General features: G+C 70.8%; 16 protein-coding genes. 5 read left to right on the top strand and 11 right to left on the bottom strand.

The window, feature by feature from the left end:
• Positions 1-192 precede the first annotated feature (192 nt).
• From CW362_RS24795 to CW362_RS24785, 3 genes are read left to right on the top strand one after another with little or no spacing between them, the layout of a single operon-like run.
• Positions 193-2325 (top strand): ATP-binding protein, encoded by a 2133-nt coding sequence (locus CW362_RS24795; protein WP_162684214.1) that lies wholly within the window; start codon positions 193-195, stop codon positions 2323-2325.
• A complete protein-coding gene (locus CW362_RS24790; protein ID WP_162684213.1) occupies positions 2312-2866 on the top strand; it encodes an NUDIX hydrolase in 555 nt (184 codons plus the stop codon). Before CW362_RS24795 ends, CW362_RS24790 begins: the two co-directional genes overlap by 14 nt.
• Positions 2867-2876: 10 nt before the next feature.
• Positions 2877-4109 carry a phosphomethylpyrimidine synthase ThiC gene (locus CW362_RS24785; RefSeq protein ID WP_103551740.1) on the top strand — a complete coding sequence of 411 codons (1233 nt, stop codon included), beginning with the start codon at positions 2877-2879 and terminating at the stop codon, positions 4107-4109.
• A gap of 162 nt (positions 4110-4271) precedes the next feature.
• Here the strand turns inward: CW362_RS24785 and CW362_RS24780 are convergent, their stop codons facing one another.
• Entirely contained in the window at positions 4272-4670 is a 399-nt protein-coding gene (locus tag CW362_RS24780) for a hypothetical protein (RefSeq protein ID WP_162684212.1), read from the bottom strand.
• Positions 4671-4886: 216 nt separating this feature from the next.
• On the opposite strand from CW362_RS24780, the gene CW362_RS24775 reads away from it, so the two are divergent.
• Positions 4887-6107, top strand: a complete 1221-nt coding sequence (locus CW362_RS24775) for a metallophosphoesterase (RefSeq protein WP_103551738.1) — start codon at positions 4887-4889, stop codon at positions 6105-6107.
• A gap of 165 nt (positions 6108-6272) precedes the next feature.
• Here the strand turns inward: CW362_RS24775 and CW362_RS24770 are convergent, their stop codons facing one another.
• The 6 genes from CW362_RS24770 to CW362_RS24745 form a co-directional block, all read right to left on the bottom strand.
• On the bottom strand, positions 6273-6629 hold the full coding sequence (locus CW362_RS24770; protein WP_240658021.1) for a DUF5132 domain-containing protein: 357 nt from the start codon (positions 6627-6629) through the stop codon (positions 6273-6275).
• Positions 6630-6734: 105 nt separating this feature from the next.
• A complete protein-coding gene (locus tag CW362_RS24765; protein ID WP_162684211.1) occupies positions 6735-7877 on the bottom strand; it encodes an alpha/beta fold hydrolase in 1143 nt (380 codons plus the stop codon).
• A 148-nt stretch (positions 7878-8025) separates the two neighbouring features.
• Positions 8026-8793, bottom strand: a complete 768-nt coding sequence (locus CW362_RS24760) for a thioesterase II family protein (protein WP_103551735.1) — start codon at positions 8791-8793, stop codon at positions 8026-8028.
• Positions 8790-8981, bottom strand: coding sequence for a hypothetical protein (locus CW362_RS24755; protein ID WP_103551734.1), 192 nt, complete (start codon positions 8979-8981; stop codon positions 8790-8792). The genes CW362_RS24760 and CW362_RS24755 overlap by 4 nt, the downstream gene beginning before the upstream one ends.
• A 118-nt stretch (positions 8982-9099) precedes the next feature.
• The gene (locus tag CW362_RS24750; RefSeq protein ID WP_103551733.1) at positions 9100-9480 is read right to left on the bottom strand and encodes a DUF5132 domain-containing protein; all 381 of its coding nucleotides are present in this window, start codon (positions 9478-9480) and stop codon (positions 9100-9102) included.
• Between the two features lie 199 nt (positions 9481-9679).
• Positions 9680-11422 carry a DUF885 domain-containing protein gene (locus CW362_RS24745; protein ID WP_103551732.1) on the bottom strand — a complete coding sequence of 581 codons (1743 nt, stop codon included), beginning with the start codon at positions 11420-11422 and terminating at the stop codon, positions 9680-9682.
• A 380-nt stretch (positions 11423-11802) separates the two neighbouring features.
• Here CW362_RS24745 and CW362_RS24740 point away from each other — a divergent pair, with 380 nt between their 5' ends.
• Positions 11803-13161: an NAD(P)/FAD-dependent oxidoreductase gene (locus CW362_RS24740; protein WP_103551731.1), complete on the top strand. Its 1359-nt coding sequence runs from the start codon at positions 11803-11805 to the stop codon at positions 13159-13161.
• An 80-nt stretch (positions 13162-13241) separates the two neighbouring features.
• Here CW362_RS24740 and CW362_RS24735 read toward each other — a convergent pair whose 3' ends face one another.
• The 4 genes from CW362_RS24735 to CW362_RS24720 are packed head-to-tail and all read right to left on the bottom strand — an operon-like array spanning position 13242 to position 15735.
• A complete protein-coding gene (locus tag CW362_RS24735) occupies positions 13242-13430 on the bottom strand; it encodes a hypothetical protein (RefSeq protein WP_103551730.1) in 189 nt (62 codons plus the stop codon).
• Between the two features lie 56 nt (positions 13431-13486).
• Complete coding sequence (locus tag CW362_RS24730; protein ID WP_103551729.1) at positions 13487-14230, bottom strand: SRPBCC family protein; 744 nt, start codon at positions 14228-14230, stop codon at positions 13487-13489.
• A 30-nt stretch (positions 14231-14260) separates the two neighbouring features.
• Complete coding sequence (locus CW362_RS24725; protein WP_103551728.1) at positions 14261-15508, bottom strand: cytochrome P450; 1248 nt, start codon at positions 15506-15508, stop codon at positions 14261-14263.
• Positions 15509-15519: 11 nt separating this feature from the next.
• A complete protein-coding gene (locus CW362_RS24720; protein WP_103551727.1) occupies positions 15520-15735 on the bottom strand; it encodes an MbtH family protein in 216 nt (71 codons plus the stop codon).
• Position 15736: the final 1 nt, after the last annotated feature.

Raw genomic sequence — 15736 nt, 5'->3', positions numbered from 1 at the left:
GTAATCCCTGCGAGTGAACACGGCATTGTATTCGACTTGGGACCGCGTACCATACCTGGCAGTGGGTCAGGGAAGGTGCTGCGCGCAGCGCCTGTGGGCCAACGGATGGCTGTGCCGACCAGCCGGGGGATGCGGGGTGATCCAGTGGAAGCAGGGCCTCCGTCGCATGACGCCGCCCACCCGGAGCAGCCCGTGCGTAACGAGGCGGCCGGCGCAGTGTTTGGGCATCTGGTCCAAGTCGGCACTCTTCAGGGCGACATCGCCATACGTGAGTCTCCGCGCGCGCAGGTCGTCCCGCGGCAGGTGCCGCCGACCAATCCACGCTTCACCGGTCGGGCGAGTGAGCAAGCAGCGATGTCGGACGTGTGGGCTCGCCGAGAGGCGGGCCTTGGCGGTACCCCGTCAATCGTGGCTATCGACGGGATGGCCGGCATCGGCAAGACGAGCCTGGCGGTCCATTGGGCTCATCGCAATGCGGCCGAATTCCCCGACGGAAGTTTCTATGTGAACCTGCGCGGATTCGACCCGCAACTCCCCGCGGTCGAGCCGCAGAGCGCAATCAATGAACTCTTGAACTCGTTAGGCGTGCCGCCGCGCGAGGTTCCGCCTACGTATCCCGCTCAGGAAGCTCTCTACCGCAGTCTGCTGGCTGACCGGAGTGCGCTCATCCTGCTCGACAACGTCCGCTCGGTCGAACAGGTCCGGCCGTTGCTCCCGGCCGCCACCAGCAGCATGGTCGTCGTCACCAGCAGGACCGAGTTGCCGAGTCTCGTGGCCCACTTCGGCGCAACGGTCATCAAGCTGGCGCCGCTTTCCCTCACGGAGTCCGAGCAGCTCCTGCAAGCCCATCTGGGCTCGGACCGGGTGACGTCCGATCAGGCCTCGACGCGTGTCCTCGTCGACAACTGCGCTCGGCTGCCGCTCGCGTTGTCGATCATGGCCGCACGCGCGGCCTCGAGACCCGGGTTCGAGCTGGCGGACATCGCTGACGAACTGAACGACGAGTCCACCAAATTGGACTATTTCAACCTGGGTGAGATCGAGAACGACATACGCGCGGTCTTCTCCTGGTCGTCCGCGGGGCTGTCGGAGCAAAGCGCTCTCCTGTTCCGGCTGATCGGCGCCTTCGCCGGTCCGGACATCAGCCTGGGCGCAGCCGCCAGTCTGATCGGCACCCGGATGCCCGCCGCCCTGAGCGCCCTCGGAGAACTCACGCGGGCCAATCTGATCGAAGAGTACCGGCCACGTCGCTACCGATTCCACGACTTGGTTCGGGTCTACGCCGCGGAACAGGCTCAACACGACGACCCAGGCGTCACGGACGCTGCCGTCGGACGGTTACTCGACCACTATCTGCACACGAGCGCGATGGCGGACCATCTCCTCGACCCGCCGCGGCGGATGATCAGCCTCGACCCGCCCGCGGCGGACGTCCACATACCCGCCATGAACCGGTACGACGAGGCGCTCACCTGGTTCGACGACGAATACCTCAACATCCTGCACGCCGCCGAGACCTCTTCCGCACAAGGCTGCCATGCCCATACGTGGCGCTTGGCCTGGGCAGCGAACACCTACTTCTACTGGCGCTCGCAATGGAACGAGGGCGTCCGCATGCAACGGCTGGCGGTGCACGGGGCACAAGACCTCAGAGACCCGACGGCCGAGGCCAAGGCGTTACGGGGCCTGGGCCGCGCGCTGGCCAGAATCGGCGAGTTCACCGAGGCTCGCAAGTGCCACCAGAGAGTGCTCGACATCTGCACCGGCCTCGACGACCGGGTCGGTCAGGCGACCACGCATCACGCACTGTCCTTCATGTTCGACAGGCAGGGCGATCTGACTGCGGCGCTTCACCACGCCGAGGCCGCGTTGCCTCTGTGGCGAGCAGAGGGAAACAAAGCCCGGGAGGCCCGCGCCCTCAGCGACCTGGGATGGGCCCATTTCCGGGCCGGCAGCACAGAGGCCGCTCTCCAGGAGTGCCGTGAAGCCCTGGCGCTCTTCGCCTCGCTGACCAATCCGCACGGCGAGACGCTGGTGCTGCAGAACCTGACCCGTATCTGTATAGCCACGGGCCAGCTGCTGGAGGCAGCCTCGTACGCGCAGCAGCAGATAGCGCTGGAATCACAATTGGGCAATCGGATATCCGAGGCGTCGGCGTACGAGCTGCTCGGTGACATCCGATACAGCCAGGGTCAGGACGACCAGGCATCGGACGCCTGGAACGCCGCCGCGCGAATATTGCGTAGCTCCGGCCGCGCCGAGGCTCGCACCGTTGAGCAAAAAATCGAGAAGCACACACAAAGGAACAGTCGTGGCCGTTCGTAACAGCCAGATCCAATCAACGGTACGTGAATACCTCGCGCACTGGCCTGACGAGACAGCGGGTCTGGCGCCTTTGGCCGCCGCGCTGCAAGAGGACGTCCCGCTGTGCGGGCGGCACGAGTTCCAGGGAGGCGGACACGTGACGTGCGGGGCAGCCGTTCTGAACGCGTCCGGAGACGTGCTGTTCATCCTCAACCGGCCACTGGACAAGTGGCTGTTGCCCGGAGGCCATCTCGAACTCACCGACGCCTCGTTGCATGCTGCGGCAGTTCGTGAACTGGTCGAGGAGACCGGAATCCCGCGGAGCGCCATCGGCGCGGAACTCAACGAACGGAAGCCGCTGGACATCGGCCTCTACCAGATTCCGGCGAACCCCAAGAAGAACGAGCCGGCCCACTGGCACGCGGACTTCTGCTTCGGATTCCTGGTGGACCGCCCCGAACTCCACCTCCAGGTATCCGAAATCGGAGGTTTCGCGTGGAAGAAGAGCTTCGACGATCTGATCCCCGGACTGGCACAGAAACTCAAATCCATCGATCGATGACCGGCCTCATGTGAAGGACGACATGAACCCACAGCAGCCCGCAGCGTCTAGCGGCGATCCGCAGTCGGCACGTTCCTTCGTCATCCGCAGCACAGGGCACGACATCGAAGGGGCGCCCATGGGCGCCGCCTTCCCTCCATTGCTGGATGTGATCATCGGGATCACACCGGGTGAGACGTCCGTGGACACCGAGTTCGCGAAAGCCGAAGAGGCGGCGCGGCTCGGGGTACGGATCGTCACGGATGTCTCGACATCCGGCGACGCCACACTGCGCCGCCAGATCTTGAAGTCCCTTCCTGTGGCCGTCCGGACGGTTCCCACCTATGACATCCACCGGGCGTTCAAGGCAGGTGAGACCGCCCGCGACGCAACGCTGCGCGTGGTGGAGGAACATGTCAGGGACGGTGTCGACTGCATCACGATCCACGCCACCGGCACGAACGCGGGCGTGCGGGACGAGGAGGTCACCAGCCGGATCATCCCCGTCACCAGCCGTGGCGGTGCCATGGTGAACGAGATCTCCACCCACACCGGACGGCCCAACTGCTACGAGGAAGTCTTCGACGAGATCCTGGACATCTGCGCGGAAGCAGGCGTTGCCATCAGCCTTGCAACGACCGCGCGGCCCGGAAGCGTCGTGGACGCCCTCAGCGCGAGTCACATCCACGAGATACACCGGCAGGGGGAGTTGGCGCGACGCGCCCATCAGCGTGGAGTCGACGTCGTCGTCGAGCTCATGGGGCACGTACCGCTCCACCTCATAGCGGAGTACTGCACGCTGGCACGAACCGTGCTCGACGGAGCCCCCTTCGGCGCTCTGGGGCCATGTGTCACCGATGTGGCCATGGGACACGATGACGTCTCAGGAGCAATCGGCGCCGCCGTCGCCGCCATGCACGGCACGTCCTTCATCGCCTGCCTCACCGCCGGGGAACATTCCCATCTGCCGACGCACGAGGAACTGTTGCGGTCGATCAGGTCCTTCCAAGTGGCGCTGCACGCGGGATGGATCGCGTTCAGTGGTGACCTGACACGCGACGCAGCCATGTCGCGGGCCCGCAACGCCAACGACTGGCCACGGATGGTGGAACTCTCCCTGCACCCGGACGACTCCGAGCGCATCGTCACAGCGGCCGGCTACCACGTCGGTCAGGTCTGCTCCATGTGCGGCAGCTCATGCCCGATCGTCCGAACAGGCGCCGCCGTACGGAAACAAGGCGAGATGCGGATCCTCGAAGGCTGAACGCACTCCTTCGGATTCACGGCAACCGGGGCAGCAACTCTTCTGCCCCAGAACGGAGTTGTAGGACCACGGGCTGCCGGATCGCCGGCAGCCCGTGGTTGCGGCGTGGATGTACCGGGTCGGCTGCTGTGCCGTGGTCGCTCCCCTGCAACCACACTGCCGTCAGCCGAAGTTCAGGTCACCGTTGATGGTGCGGGTCTGGATGACCGGTCCCCTGAACTCACCACCGCTGATGACGTTGTGCACCGAGCCTGTTCGATCAGCCGACTCGGCCACCAGAGCACGCACCTGTTCAGCCGTCCCGGGATCCTGTTGCAGCAGCACGAGCAGTCGTGCTTGCCACTGCGAGACGAACGGGGCGAGACCCACGTCATCGCCGTCAGCGACAGCGACAGCGTGCGTCTCGTCGAGTTCGGCCTCGACCGACTCCACGCCGTTCGCCCCTCTTCCGCCGAAAAGGGCCAGCACCCGCTCCTTGGCCGTCGTCCAGGCGTCCTGAGCCATCAGCTGCACGATCGTCGTGGCCCCTGACGCGGCCAACACCGCCAACTCCGTCTCCATGGCCCTCCTGTCACCGTCCGCACGTTCTGTCACCGACAGAGTACGCATCACGACGGCTTCCGAGTCGGTCTGCCCGCCCTGATCCCCGGCCACCCGCCGCCGGGCGTGCACGTCGTGCCGCCACGTCGACGGGGACACATCCGTGAACGTCCGTTCGGCCGCCCGAGGACGACCGGATACAGTGCGCGAGACGGCAGCCTGGTCAGAGGGGGAAGCGTGACCGACACCAGCAACACCCGACCCGCCGACAATGAGGCGCAAGCACCGCGGCGGAGCCTGCTGCACCGCCTGATGCGCTACATCCCCCTGATCGCCCCCGTCCTGCTGTGGTCCGTGCCCTGCTGGGTGCTCCTGCACGCCGGTCAGCACTGGCCGCTGCCCGTCACGCTGGCGGGCACCGCCCTGTTCGCCCTCGGCCTCGTCGGTATGCCGCTCGCGATGGTGCGCGGCCACGGCCGACGCCAGCAGGACCGGGCGGCGATCGTCGGTGACACCCTGCTGGGCACCAGTTGGATCCTGTTCACCTGGTCCGTTCTGCTCGGCGTCCTCCTGCGGCTCGTCCTGACCGTGGCCGGCGTCGGCGAGAGCCAGGACCGGGCCCGCATCGTCACCTGGGCCGTCCTCGCCGTGACCGCGGTCCTGCTCGCCTGGGGACACACCGAGGCCCGCCGGGTGCCGCGCGTGCGCCGACTGGACGTGCGGCTCCCGCGGCTGGGTGCCGGGCTGGACGGCCTGCGCGTCGTCCTCATCACCGACACCCACTACGGACCGCTCGATCGCGCCCGCTGGTCGGAGCGGGTGTGCGAGACGGTGAACACGCTGGAGGCCGACCTGGTCTGCCACACCGGCGACATCGCGGACGGCACGGCCGAACGCCGCCGCGCCCAGGCCGCCCCGCTCGGTACCGTGCGGGCCACCCGGGCCCGTGTGTACGTCACCGGCAACCACGAGTACTACAGCGAGGCCCAGGGCTGGGTCGACCTGATGGACGAGCTGGGCTGGGAACCGCTGCGCAACCGCCACCTGCTGCTCGAACGCGGAGGCGACACCCTCGTGGTCGCCGGCGTGGACGACGTCACCGCCGAGTCCTCCGGCCTGGCGGGCCACGGCGCCCACCTCGACGGAGCCCTGAACGGCGCCGACCCCGACCTGCCCGTCCTGCTCCTGGCGCACCAGCCCAAGTTCGTCGACCGGGCGGCAGCCGGCGGCATCGACCTCCAGCTCTCCGGTCACACCCACGGCGGCCAGATCTGGCCCTTCCACCACCTGGTCCGCATCGACCAGCCCGCCGTCGCCGGCCTCAGCCGGCACGGCGCCCGCACCCTCCTCTACACCAGCCGCGGCACCGGCTTCTGGGGCCCGCCGTTCCGCGTCTTCGCCCCCAGCGAGATCACCCTGCTCGTGCTCCGCTCCCCGCACTCGCCCACCTCGCCGTAGCACGACGAAGAACCCGCTGACCCTGACGGCACGTCAAGGAGCGCCCCGCGGACCGGTATGCGGGGCGGTGGGGAGGCTCCGTGGGCGAGTTCCCACCGGGGCTCCGGCTCCGGTCCGGGGGCGAGTGCGGCCGGGCGTGCTCCTCGAGGGCGGGGCCGGCGGGGTTCAGCCGACCGCGGCCCCGTGCGCCGTCATCTCACCGTCGAGCTTCACACCACGGGTGCGAGCCGAACTCGCCAGTTTCTCGGCGGCCACTTCGGCGGTGAGGCCCTGGATCTCCTCCCCGGCCTCGATGACCGCGCGTCTGACTTCGAAGGTCAGGCCGACCGACGTCTTGATGACGCCTCGCACCAGCGGTTTCGCCACTCTCTTGACCAGAGGGGCCGCCAGCATGCCGACGAGGAAGGGAGGAACTGCAGGGAGCATGTGTGAACCCTCTTCTTGTGTACACAGCACGACTGCCGCCGCCACATGGGCCGATACCTTCTGGCCGGCAGCGCTGGACAGGAATTCCGCCCCCACCGAAAACACGGTAGTCGGACCTCGGCCGATACGCCCGTGGGCGCCGACGCTGTTCATTCGTTCGGACGGAAGCCCGCCGGAGCGGACCGTGGCCGCGCAACCGGATCAGAGCGGCTTCGAGGCGCCCGGCCCGCACCGGTCCAGCAGTGAGTCCACCACCTGCACGACGAAGTCGGGTACGCGATCCGGGAAGTCGTGACCGGTTCCCTCGGGGGTGTAGACCCTCCGACTCCTGCTGGAGGCCGCGAGGAACCGTTCTCTCACGGTGAGGAAGAAGTGCCGTACCCGGGCGCTCTCCTCCGGATCGCCGACCGCTTCGAAGATCTCGCCACCGCCCGTCAGATCGCGTGGCGCCACGAGGAGGAGGGGCAGCGAGCCGAGCTCGCCGTCGTGCACGGCCGTCTGCCAGCCGTCCCTGGTGATGCCGTCCGGCGACAGTTCCCGCAGGATCGACGCCGCGGCGCAGTTCGCCCTGGTCCTGAGCTCGATCATGGCGAGGACCTCCGCCGGGTCCTCGGGGGTGAGCGTCTCCTCCTTGTCCGCGAGAGCGTGGAGGCCGAAGAGGTGGCGCAGCGCGAGGACGGTCTGGTCCCTCGGGGCACGTCGCAGGCCCGGAAGCGCCGGCCCGAAGGCGACGGCATCGGGCGGGGTGGGATCGAGCAGCACCAGACCGGCTACCAGGTCGGGACGGCGCCTGGCGGCGTTGGCCATGAGCAGACCCCCGAACGAGTGCCCCACGAAGACGTAGGGACCCTTTTCACCGGCCCGCTCCAGCGCCGTGAGCAGTTCGACGGCTTCCGCCGCCGTCGTGCGCGGGAACGGGCCCGGGTCGCTCCAGCCGGCCCCCGGACGGTCCACCAGGACCGAGCGCGTCCGTTCCCGCGCCAGCGCGTGCAGCCGGTACATGGCGTACCCGCCGGCGTGGCCGCCCGGCATCCAGACCACGGTGGGCCTCGGTCCGGCGTCCCCCTCGGCCAGGACGTGCATGCGGTGGCCGCCCACGTCGACCATGCGTCCGGGCGGCGGGTACCTCACCCGTACCCGGGCCACGTGCACCAGATGGCGGAACGACCCGAGACCGAGTGCGAGGGCACCGGCCCACAGCACACCGCCGAGAATCCGCCGGCCGGTCCCCCGGGTGACGCACCACGCACCCGCGGCCGCCGGCAGCAGGGCGACGGCCGACCCGGCCCAGTCCCGGCTGAGCAGCCGGAGTGTCGCGTCGGCGGCACGTGCTCCCGGTCGCATGGCTCCCTCTCCGTCCCGGCCTTCGCGGCCGCTGCCGGGGACACCGCGCGTCTCGGCGCCCGGCATGACCATCGTCCCCCGGGAACCCCGCGGACGCCATGCGCGGTGCCGGGCCCGCCTTCCGTCGCGGCCGGGCGGGCATCCGCCGTCAGGCCCGACCGGAGCCCCACACGCGCGCGAGACGTGCCCCCACGTCCGCGATCACTTCGGCCTCCCGGTCCACGAGGTAGAAGTGGTCCCCGGGGAACGGGCACAGCTCGAAGGAGCCCGGGGCGGCGAGGCCGGACCAGGCGAGGACCCCGTCGAGCGCGCAACTCTGGTCGTCCTCGCCGACGTACGCGGTGATCGGCGCCTTGACCGGCGCCGGGTTCGGGGGGTGGTAGCCCTCGGTCAGCCGGTAGTCCGAGCGGAGGGCGGGCAGCAGCAGGTCACGCAGTTCCGGGATGTCGTAGGCCTCCGAGTGCAGGTCGCCGAGGTGCCGGACATGGGCGATCAGGGTTTCGTCGTCGGCGGCGTGCAGCGCGGCGCGTTCGGCCCGTCCAGGGGCTTCGTGCGCGGAGACCAGCAGATGCTCGGGGACGGTGCCGCGGGCCTCCAGCCGCAGGGCCACCTCGTAGGCGACGCAGGCACCCATGCTGTGCCCGAAGAGCGCCAGCGGCCGGTCGAGCCAGGGCAGCAGCGCGTCCTCGATCGTGTCGGCCAGGGTGGCCATGTCCTCGATGCAGGCTTCCGCGAGCCGGTCCTGGCGGCCGGGGTACCGCACGGCGAGCACCTCGACGTCCGCCGGCAGCAGCGCGGGCCAGCCGTGGAACAGCTGTGCCGTGCCGCCGGCGTGCGGGAAGCACACCAGTCGGAGCCTGGGGTCCGCCGTACGCCGGTGGACACGGAACCATTTCTTCGCGTCGGTGGCCGTCATCGCCGACGGAGCCCGCGCAGGTGCGGGGAGTCGAGCTTGGAGAGGAAGGCGGGAAGCTGTTCCACCGCTCTCCTGGACACGTATGCGGTCTGCACGGTGTGGCGCAGACGATCGGTCACCACGAGTTTGTAGGCACCGCCTTCCTGGATGAGTTCCGCGGAATACAGAAGGGTTCCGGTCGCAGACATCTGACCTGTTCTCCATCAGGGTGTCGTCTTCGTGTCGCCTTCTTCGGCCGCGCCTTCCACGTCTCCGTCCGCTTCTTGCCGACGGTGCCGGTGAACAGGTGACGGCCGGCCGGCGGACTCAGCGCACCTTGGCAGCGACCGGACCGCCTCTACGGGCCTTGCCCGCGGACTTCTCCCGACCGCCGGCCTGCCCGGCCTGCTTCTCGTGGGCCTCCGCGGGCGCCGGGCCGGCGGCCGCTCCGGCCCGGTCCGCGGTGCCGTCCTCCGGGGCGCCGGCGCCGTGCCCGGCCTCTTGTGCCGTCCGGACCGCGAGCACGTCGGCGGTCGCCTCGGCGGCGAGGTCCTGGATTCCCTCACCGGCTTCGTGGACGGCTCGCTTGACCTCCATTCCCAGGCTCACCGACGTTTTGACGAGCCCTCGCACCAAGGGCTTGCCCAGCCTCTTCACCAGGGATGCGGTGATCAGGCCGATCAGGAAAGGAGGCACTACAGGCGGCATGGCGCGACATCCTTCTCTTCTGCCGAGGAGATGGCGATGGGAGAACAACGGTGAAATGAACGGTGAAGTGAACGGCGAAGCGTGAAGCGAAGGGGAGAGAATTCGACGGGACGGGCGCGTTGCGCGCCGACGGAATCACACCTTCCATCACAGAGAGTATCCGAGGCCGGACAAGCGGCTGCGAATTCCCCTGTGTCCTTCACTCGTTCGAGTAGAGCGGCCTTCCCCGGAAACCGTCCAGCTCCCGCTCCACCCGTCGGCGCAGGGCGGGAAACGGCAGTGTGCCGCCGGCCAGCACGGTCTCGTGGAAGGCGCGCACGTCGAACGCGGCGCCGGCGCCGCGTTCGCACGCCGCCCGCAGCGTCGTGAACTCCGCATGACCCGCCCGGTACGTCAGCGCCTGCCCCGGCAGATCGGTCGCGTAGCGCAACAGCTCGGTCGTGATCTGCCCTTCGGACTCGGCCGCCGCGTGGGCGCGCATGAAGGTGCGCGCCTCCTCCAGTGTCATCGTCCCGAGGTTGAGGCCGGTGTCGACGACGAGGCGCTGCGCGGTGAACCGTTCATGGGCCAGCCGCCCGTACGCGTCCCAGGGGTCGTCGTACAGCCCCATCTCCCAGCCGAGCCCCGCCGCGTACTCCGCCCAGCCCTCCTCGAACCCGCTGAAGGCCGTCAGTTCGCGTCGCAGGTCGGGCAGCGCGGTGTTCTCGGCCTGGCGGGCGAGGTGGAAGTGGTGTCCGGGCGACAGCTCGTGGTAGATCAGCGCGGCCGCGCCGAGCAGTGACCGGTGCGCCAGGTCCGAGGCGTTGTAGCGGTAGCGTCCCACCGGCTGCGCGGCGGTCGGCGGTTCGTAGTAGCCGAACGTCATCGACCCCTCCAGCGCCGGGTCGAGGCGGGCCACGCCGTAGGGGGCGCGGGGCAGGACCGCGAACCAGCGCGGCAGCAGCGGCGTGAGGCGGTCGAGGTGTCCCCGGTAGCGGGCCTCGACCTCCTCCGGGGTGGCTGCGTACAGGCGCGGTTCGGTCGCGAGCCGTTCGTGGAACTCCTCCTCCGTCCCCGTGAAGCCGAGCGTGCCGCGCATCTCCCGCATCCGTTCGCCGAGTTCGCGGCAGTGCTCCCGGCCGAGCTCGTGGAGGCGTTCGGGTGGTGTGTCGCCGGACGTGTACGTCCTGACGAAGGCCCGGTACGCCGCCTCGCCCTCCGGGTAGCGGGCCCAGCCGACTGCCTCCGGCGCCCGACGGAGGTAGTCCGGGTCGCCCACGAGGGCGACGAGGCGGTCGAACGCCGGCTCCAGTTCGGTGGCCACGAGCCGCTCCACCGCGTCGCGCAGGTGCTCCCGGCTCGCCGCGCCGAGCCGGGTGAGCCGCCCGGCGTCCGCCCGGACGTACCGTGCCGCCGACTCCCGCAGACGGGTGAGCGTGGTGCGCACACCGGTGAGGGCCGGGGCATGGACGTGAAAGCCCCGGGCCGCCTGTCCGGCGACCTTGTCGCCGATCGTCGCGACACAGCGGGCCAGGTCCCGTACGAGGGTCACGTACCGGTCCGCGTCGGCGCGGTGCTCGAAGCGGAACGGGCGGAAGACCGTGTCGCCGTACTGCTGGAGGCGGAAGAGCTGGTACGGCGTGGCGGTGGGGGTGAGCCAGTGGAAACGGCCCGCCTCGGCCTCCTGTTCGGCCAGCGCCCGCAGGAAGCCCGCCGTGTCGGCGGCGGGACCGGACGGCTCCGCCGGTCGCAGCGCGTCCAGCCGGCCCAGCACCCCCGCCGCGAACCCGGCGCGCTCGTCGGCCTCCTCGGCGGACACCCCCGGCAGCGACTCGACCGGCAGTCCGCGGCGCGTGCGCAGCGACGGCTCGCGGGCGAGCAGGAAGTCCCAGTACGAGGCCGCGAGCCGGTCGGTCTCCCGCGCCGTCGAGTCGTCCGGGGAACCCCCTGGATTGATGACCATGCCGCCAGTGTGCGCCTCGAAGTGACGCAGCGTCAGCAACGAGACCGCGCACCGCGCGTCGGACGGCCTCGCCCGGACGGGGGAAATCGTCCGACGCGTCGGCGTCGGACCCGGGCGGGCCCGGCCGACGCCGTCGATCGCGGTGGCACGATGAGCGCCATGCGCCGCCGAACCGTGTCGTCTCCCGGGGCCCGGTCGGTCGTGGCGGCGGCCGCCGCTGTCGTCGGGCCGGCCGGACGCCGCTTCCGTCCGCTCCGTCCGCTCCGTCCCCTCGGACCGGACCGGCGTCCCGGACGGGACGACCGTCCGTCTCGGGCCCGTCGCGTTTTCCCGGACGGCGACGGTGCCCGGACTCCGCACGCCTCCGGGCACCGGCCGTCATGACGGCCGGGACAGCGGACACGCCTCCGTCCGGCGCGGACGCGGTCGTCGTGGGGGCCGGTGTGATCGGTGCCGCGGTGGCGCTGGAACTGGCGCGCACGGGTCGGCGCGTCGTGGTCGTCGACAAGTCCGGCGGCGCCGGCCACGGATCCACCAGCGCGTCGAGCGCGATCATCCGTTTCAACTACTCGACCTGGGACGGTGTCGCCACCGCCTGGGAGTCCCGGCACTGCTGGACACGGTGGGCGGAGCACCTGGGCACCGCGCGCGGCCCCGGCCTGGCGGCGTTCCGGCGGACCGGAGCGGTGCTCCTCGACGCGCCGGGCTCCGGTACGCCGGAGGTCGTCGCGCTGTTCGAACGTGCCGGTGTGCCGTACGAGCGCTGGGACGCCGCGACGCTGCGCAGCCGGGTCCCCGGTATCGACGCGGGACGCTACGGGCCGCCCAGGTCCCTGTCCGACGCCGCCTTCTTCGCCGGCCCGGCAGGGGAGCTCGGCGCGCTGTTCACCCCCGACGCGGGTTTCGTCGACGATCCCCGGCTCGCGGCGCAGAACCTCGCGGACGCGGCGGCCCGCATCGGGGTGCGTTTCCTCTTCCGGCGCGCGGTCGTCGGTGTGCTGCGCGGCGACGACCGGGTGGCGGGCGTCCGGCTCGCCGACGGCACCGCGATCACGGCACCGGTGGTGGTCAACGCGGCCGGACCCTGGTCGGGCGGGTTCAACCGGACGGCCGGGGTCGGGGCCGAGTTCACCGTCGGAGTGCGCCCGCTGCGCCAGGAGGTCCACCAGGTGGCCGCGCCGGTCCGTCGGGGCGGGGGGACCGGCTCGGGCCCCGGCGGCGCCGGAGCCGCCTCCGGTCCGGTCGTGGCCGATGTCGATCTCGGGGTCTATCTGCGCCCCCACGGCGGACACCTGCTCGTCGGCAGCACGCTGCCCGCCTGCGACCCCAGGGAATGGCTCGACGACCCCGACGAGTGCAACCCGCACCCGACGCCCGCCCGGTTCGAGACCCAGGTGACCAGGGCCGCACGCCGGTTCCCGCTCCTCGGCGTCCCGAACCGGCCGAGCGGCGTCGCCGGTGTCTACGACGTCGCCGACGACTGGTCGCCCGTCTACGACCGCACCGATCTGGCCGGCTTCTACGTCGCCATGGGCACGAGCGGCAACCAGTTCAAGAACGCTCCCCTGGCGGGCCGGTTCCTCGCCACCCTGGTCGACCGCGTCGAGGCCGGCCACGACCACGACCGCGAGCCGCTGCGGTACACGGGGGAACACACCGGCCTCGTCGTCGACCTGGGTGCCTTCTCCCGCAGACGGCCCGTGGCCGAGGGCGCCGCCTCCAGGACGGTCCTGGGCTGACGTCCGGCAGGGGTACGGGGCCGGTGCCGTCCGGCACGTGAACCGCCGTCCGGCACCGGCCCCGTGAAGCCGGGAGCGGTCTACCGGCGACCGCCCGCCGACGCCGGGCCGAGCTTGGAACTCAGCACCGACAGGAAGACCGGAAGCCTGGCCACCGCGGATTCGGGGACCGGGGTGACCTGGACCGTGTCCCGCACCACGTCCTGCACCACGAGTTTGTAGGCGCCGTCTTCCCGGACGAGTTCGGCGGCGTAGAGCAGTGTTTCCACCAGAGGTCCTTCGATCGATCGTGTCGTGCGACGGGGTCGGGGTCGTGCGACGGGGGTCAGGCGCCGTTGAGCCAGGCGTTCCAGGCCTTGGTGGCCAGTTCCTCGTCCGTGTCCTCGGCGAACAGGTGGTGGCCCAGCCAGATCGGCCAGTTCCAGGAACTGCCGTTGAAGAACCGGTACAGCGCGTCCGGGCCCCGCAGGCCGAGGAAGTCGGGGCTCAGCCAGTCCACGACCACCTCCGTCGGGCCGCCGTCCGTGCCCGGGAGGTCGAGCGACAGCCGGTCGCCGACGGCCGTGCCGTCGGCGAGGCCGAGGCGCCGGCGCAGGGCGGCGAAGTCGGCGGGGTCGTCGGTGCGCTCGGCGCGGGCGGCCCTGACGTAGACGGCGGGGCGGCCGGCGAAGTGCGTCAGGTACTCGGGGAGGGAGTGCTGGTAGAAGTCGACGTGCTTCTCGGCCGCGTCCGCCTTGGTGTCCCAGTTCCAGGAGTCGTCGACGACGCCCGTGTGCACCCAGTGGATCCCCATCCGCAGGTGGCTCGTGCCGCCGTCGGCCGGCTCGATGCGGTAGGTGAGCGTGTTGGAGAACCCGCCGTCCTGGGTCGCCCGGACCGCGAAGTGGTGCGGCGGCTCCCACGCCACGACGGTGCTGTCGCCGCGCGTGGCCTTTCCGCCGACGCGCGGCTCGACCTCCATCGGGTACAGCCAGCCGAGGTTGCCGGCGCCGGTGGCGACCGCGTCCCAGACCTGTTCGGGCGTGGCGGGCAGGTCCTGTTCCCGGCGGACCTCGAGCTCTCGGGTCATGGTTGGTTCTCCTTCGTCGTCGTTCGTGGGTCAGTAGGTGAGCGGAAGCGCGGTGAGCCGCCGTTGCAGCGGGTTGGGCCGCCATTCGAGGGCGGCCTCGTCGGCGAGCCGCAGGTGCGGGAACCGGCGGACCAGCGTGCCGACGGCCACCTCCGCCTGGAGCTTGGCCAGCGGGCCGCCGAGGCAGAAGTGCGGGCCGTTGCCGAAGCTGAGGTGCCGGTTGCCCGGGCGGGTCAGGTCGAGCCGGTCGGGGTCCTCGAAGCGCTCGGGGTCCCGGTTGGTCGCGGCGAGGAACAGGTAGGCCAGTTCGCCCTCGCGCAGCGTCCGTCCGCCGATCTCGACGTCCTCGGCGACGACCCGGACGATCGCCTGGGTCGGTGTGTCGTAGCGGGCGAGTTCGTCGACGGCGGTGCGGACCAGCGCCGGGTCCTCGCGCAGCCGGGCCAGCTGGCCGGGGTGGCGCAGCAGGGCGAGGACGGCGTTCCCGACCAGGTGGGTGGTGGTCTCGTCGCCGGCGGTGATCAGCACGAAGCAGGTGGCCAGCAGTTCGGAGTCGGTGAGGCGGTCGTCCTGCGCCTGGGTGGCGACCAGGGCGCTGATGAGGTCGTCGCCGGGGTCGGCCCGGCGGTCGCGGACGAGCCGGGCGAGGTACTCCTCGTACTGTTCGATCGCCGCCTCGGACTTGTCGATGTCCTCTCCGAGCCTGCCGAAGCGCTGGAACCATGCCTTGACCTGCGGGAGGTCCTCGGGCGGGATGCCGAAGAGCTCGCAGACGACGGACATCGGCAGCGGGGAGGCGACCGACTCGATCAGGTCCATGGCCGGACCGGCCGCGACCGCCTCGTCGACGAGCCGGTCGACGATCCGCTGGATGCCGTCGCGCAGGGCTTCGACGCGCCGGGCGGTGAAGGCGCGGTTGGTCAGTCTGCGCAGCCGGGCGTGGTCCGGCGGGTCGGTGTTGGTCATCACCCGGCCGAGCCGGTCGGTGAGCCGGCTGAAGGCCTTGAGGTCGCCGCCGAGCGCGGTGTAGGCGCGGGTCATCCGGTCCCGGTCGTTGGACAGCCGCAGGTCGCCCAGGGCCGCCTCGACGTCGGCGTACCGGGTGAGGTACCAGATGCCCTGGGCACTGCGGTGGACCGGGTCCTCGCGGCGCATGCGGGCGTAGAAGGGGTACGGGTCCCGGCGGGCCTCGGGCGTGAGCAGGGCCGCGGCGAGGTCGCCGGACCGGGCGGGGCCCGCGCTGTCGCGGGCCCCGCCGGTGGTTTCGGTCAGTGTCACTGCGAGCCGCGCTACCGCTGGGCGTTCATGGCGTCGGCGAGGCTCCTGGGCCGCATGTCGGTCCAGTTCCGCTCGACGTACTCCAGGCAGGCGGCGTGGGTGCCGGGGCCGTGGGCGACGGTCCAGCCGTCGGGGACGTCCGCGAACTGCGGCCACAGCGAGTGCTGGTTCTCGTCGTTGACGAGCACGAGGAAGGTGCCGTCCTGGTCCTCGAACGGGTTGGTCATG

The sequence above is a fragment of the Streptomyces populi genome, from assembly GCF_002911015.1.
In the GTDB taxonomy this organism is placed as follows: Bacteria; Actinomycetota; Actinomycetes; order Streptomycetales; family Streptomycetaceae; genus Streptomyces; species Streptomyces populi.
Note: the sequence above shows the minus strand (reverse complement) of the source record. Positions and strands in the feature narration are given on the sequence as shown.

Bases quoted from the DNA above. Each gene is read 5' to 3' on its own strand.
- CW362_RS24780 (WP_162684212.1), bottom strand. From the start codon at position 4,670: ATGGAGACGGAGTTGGCGGTGTTGGCCGCGTCAGGGGCCACGACGATC.
- CW362_RS24765 (WP_162684211.1), bottom strand. From the start codon at position 7,877: ATGCGACCGGGAGCACGTGCCGCCGACGCGACACTCCGGCTGCTCAGC.
- CW362_RS24760 (WP_103551735.1), bottom strand. From the start codon at position 8,793: ATGACGGCCACCGACGCGAAGAAATGGTTCCGTGTCCACCGGCGTACG.
- CW362_RS24755 (WP_103551734.1), bottom strand. From the start codon at position 8,981: ATGTCTGCGACCGGAACCCTTCTGTATTCCGCGGAACTCATCCAGGAA.
- CW362_RS24750 (WP_103551733.1), bottom strand. From the start codon at position 9,480: ATGCCGCCTGTAGTGCCTCCTTTCCTGATCGGCCTGATCACCGCATCC.
- CW362_RS24745 (WP_103551732.1), bottom strand. From the start codon at position 11,422: ATGGTCATCAATCCAGGGGGTTCCCCGGACGACTCGACGGCGCGGGAG.
- CW362_RS24740 (WP_103551731.1), top strand. From the start codon at position 11,803: ATGACGGCCGGGACAGCGGACACGCCTCCGTCCGGCGCGGACGCGGTC.
- CW362_RS24730 (WP_103551729.1), bottom strand. From the start codon at position 14,230: ATGACCCGAGAGCTCGAGGTCCGCCGGGAACAGGACCTGCCCGCCACG.
- CW362_RS24720 (WP_103551727.1), bottom strand. From the start codon at position 15,735: ATGACCAACCCGTTCGAGGACCAGGACGGCACCTTCCTCGTGCTCGTC.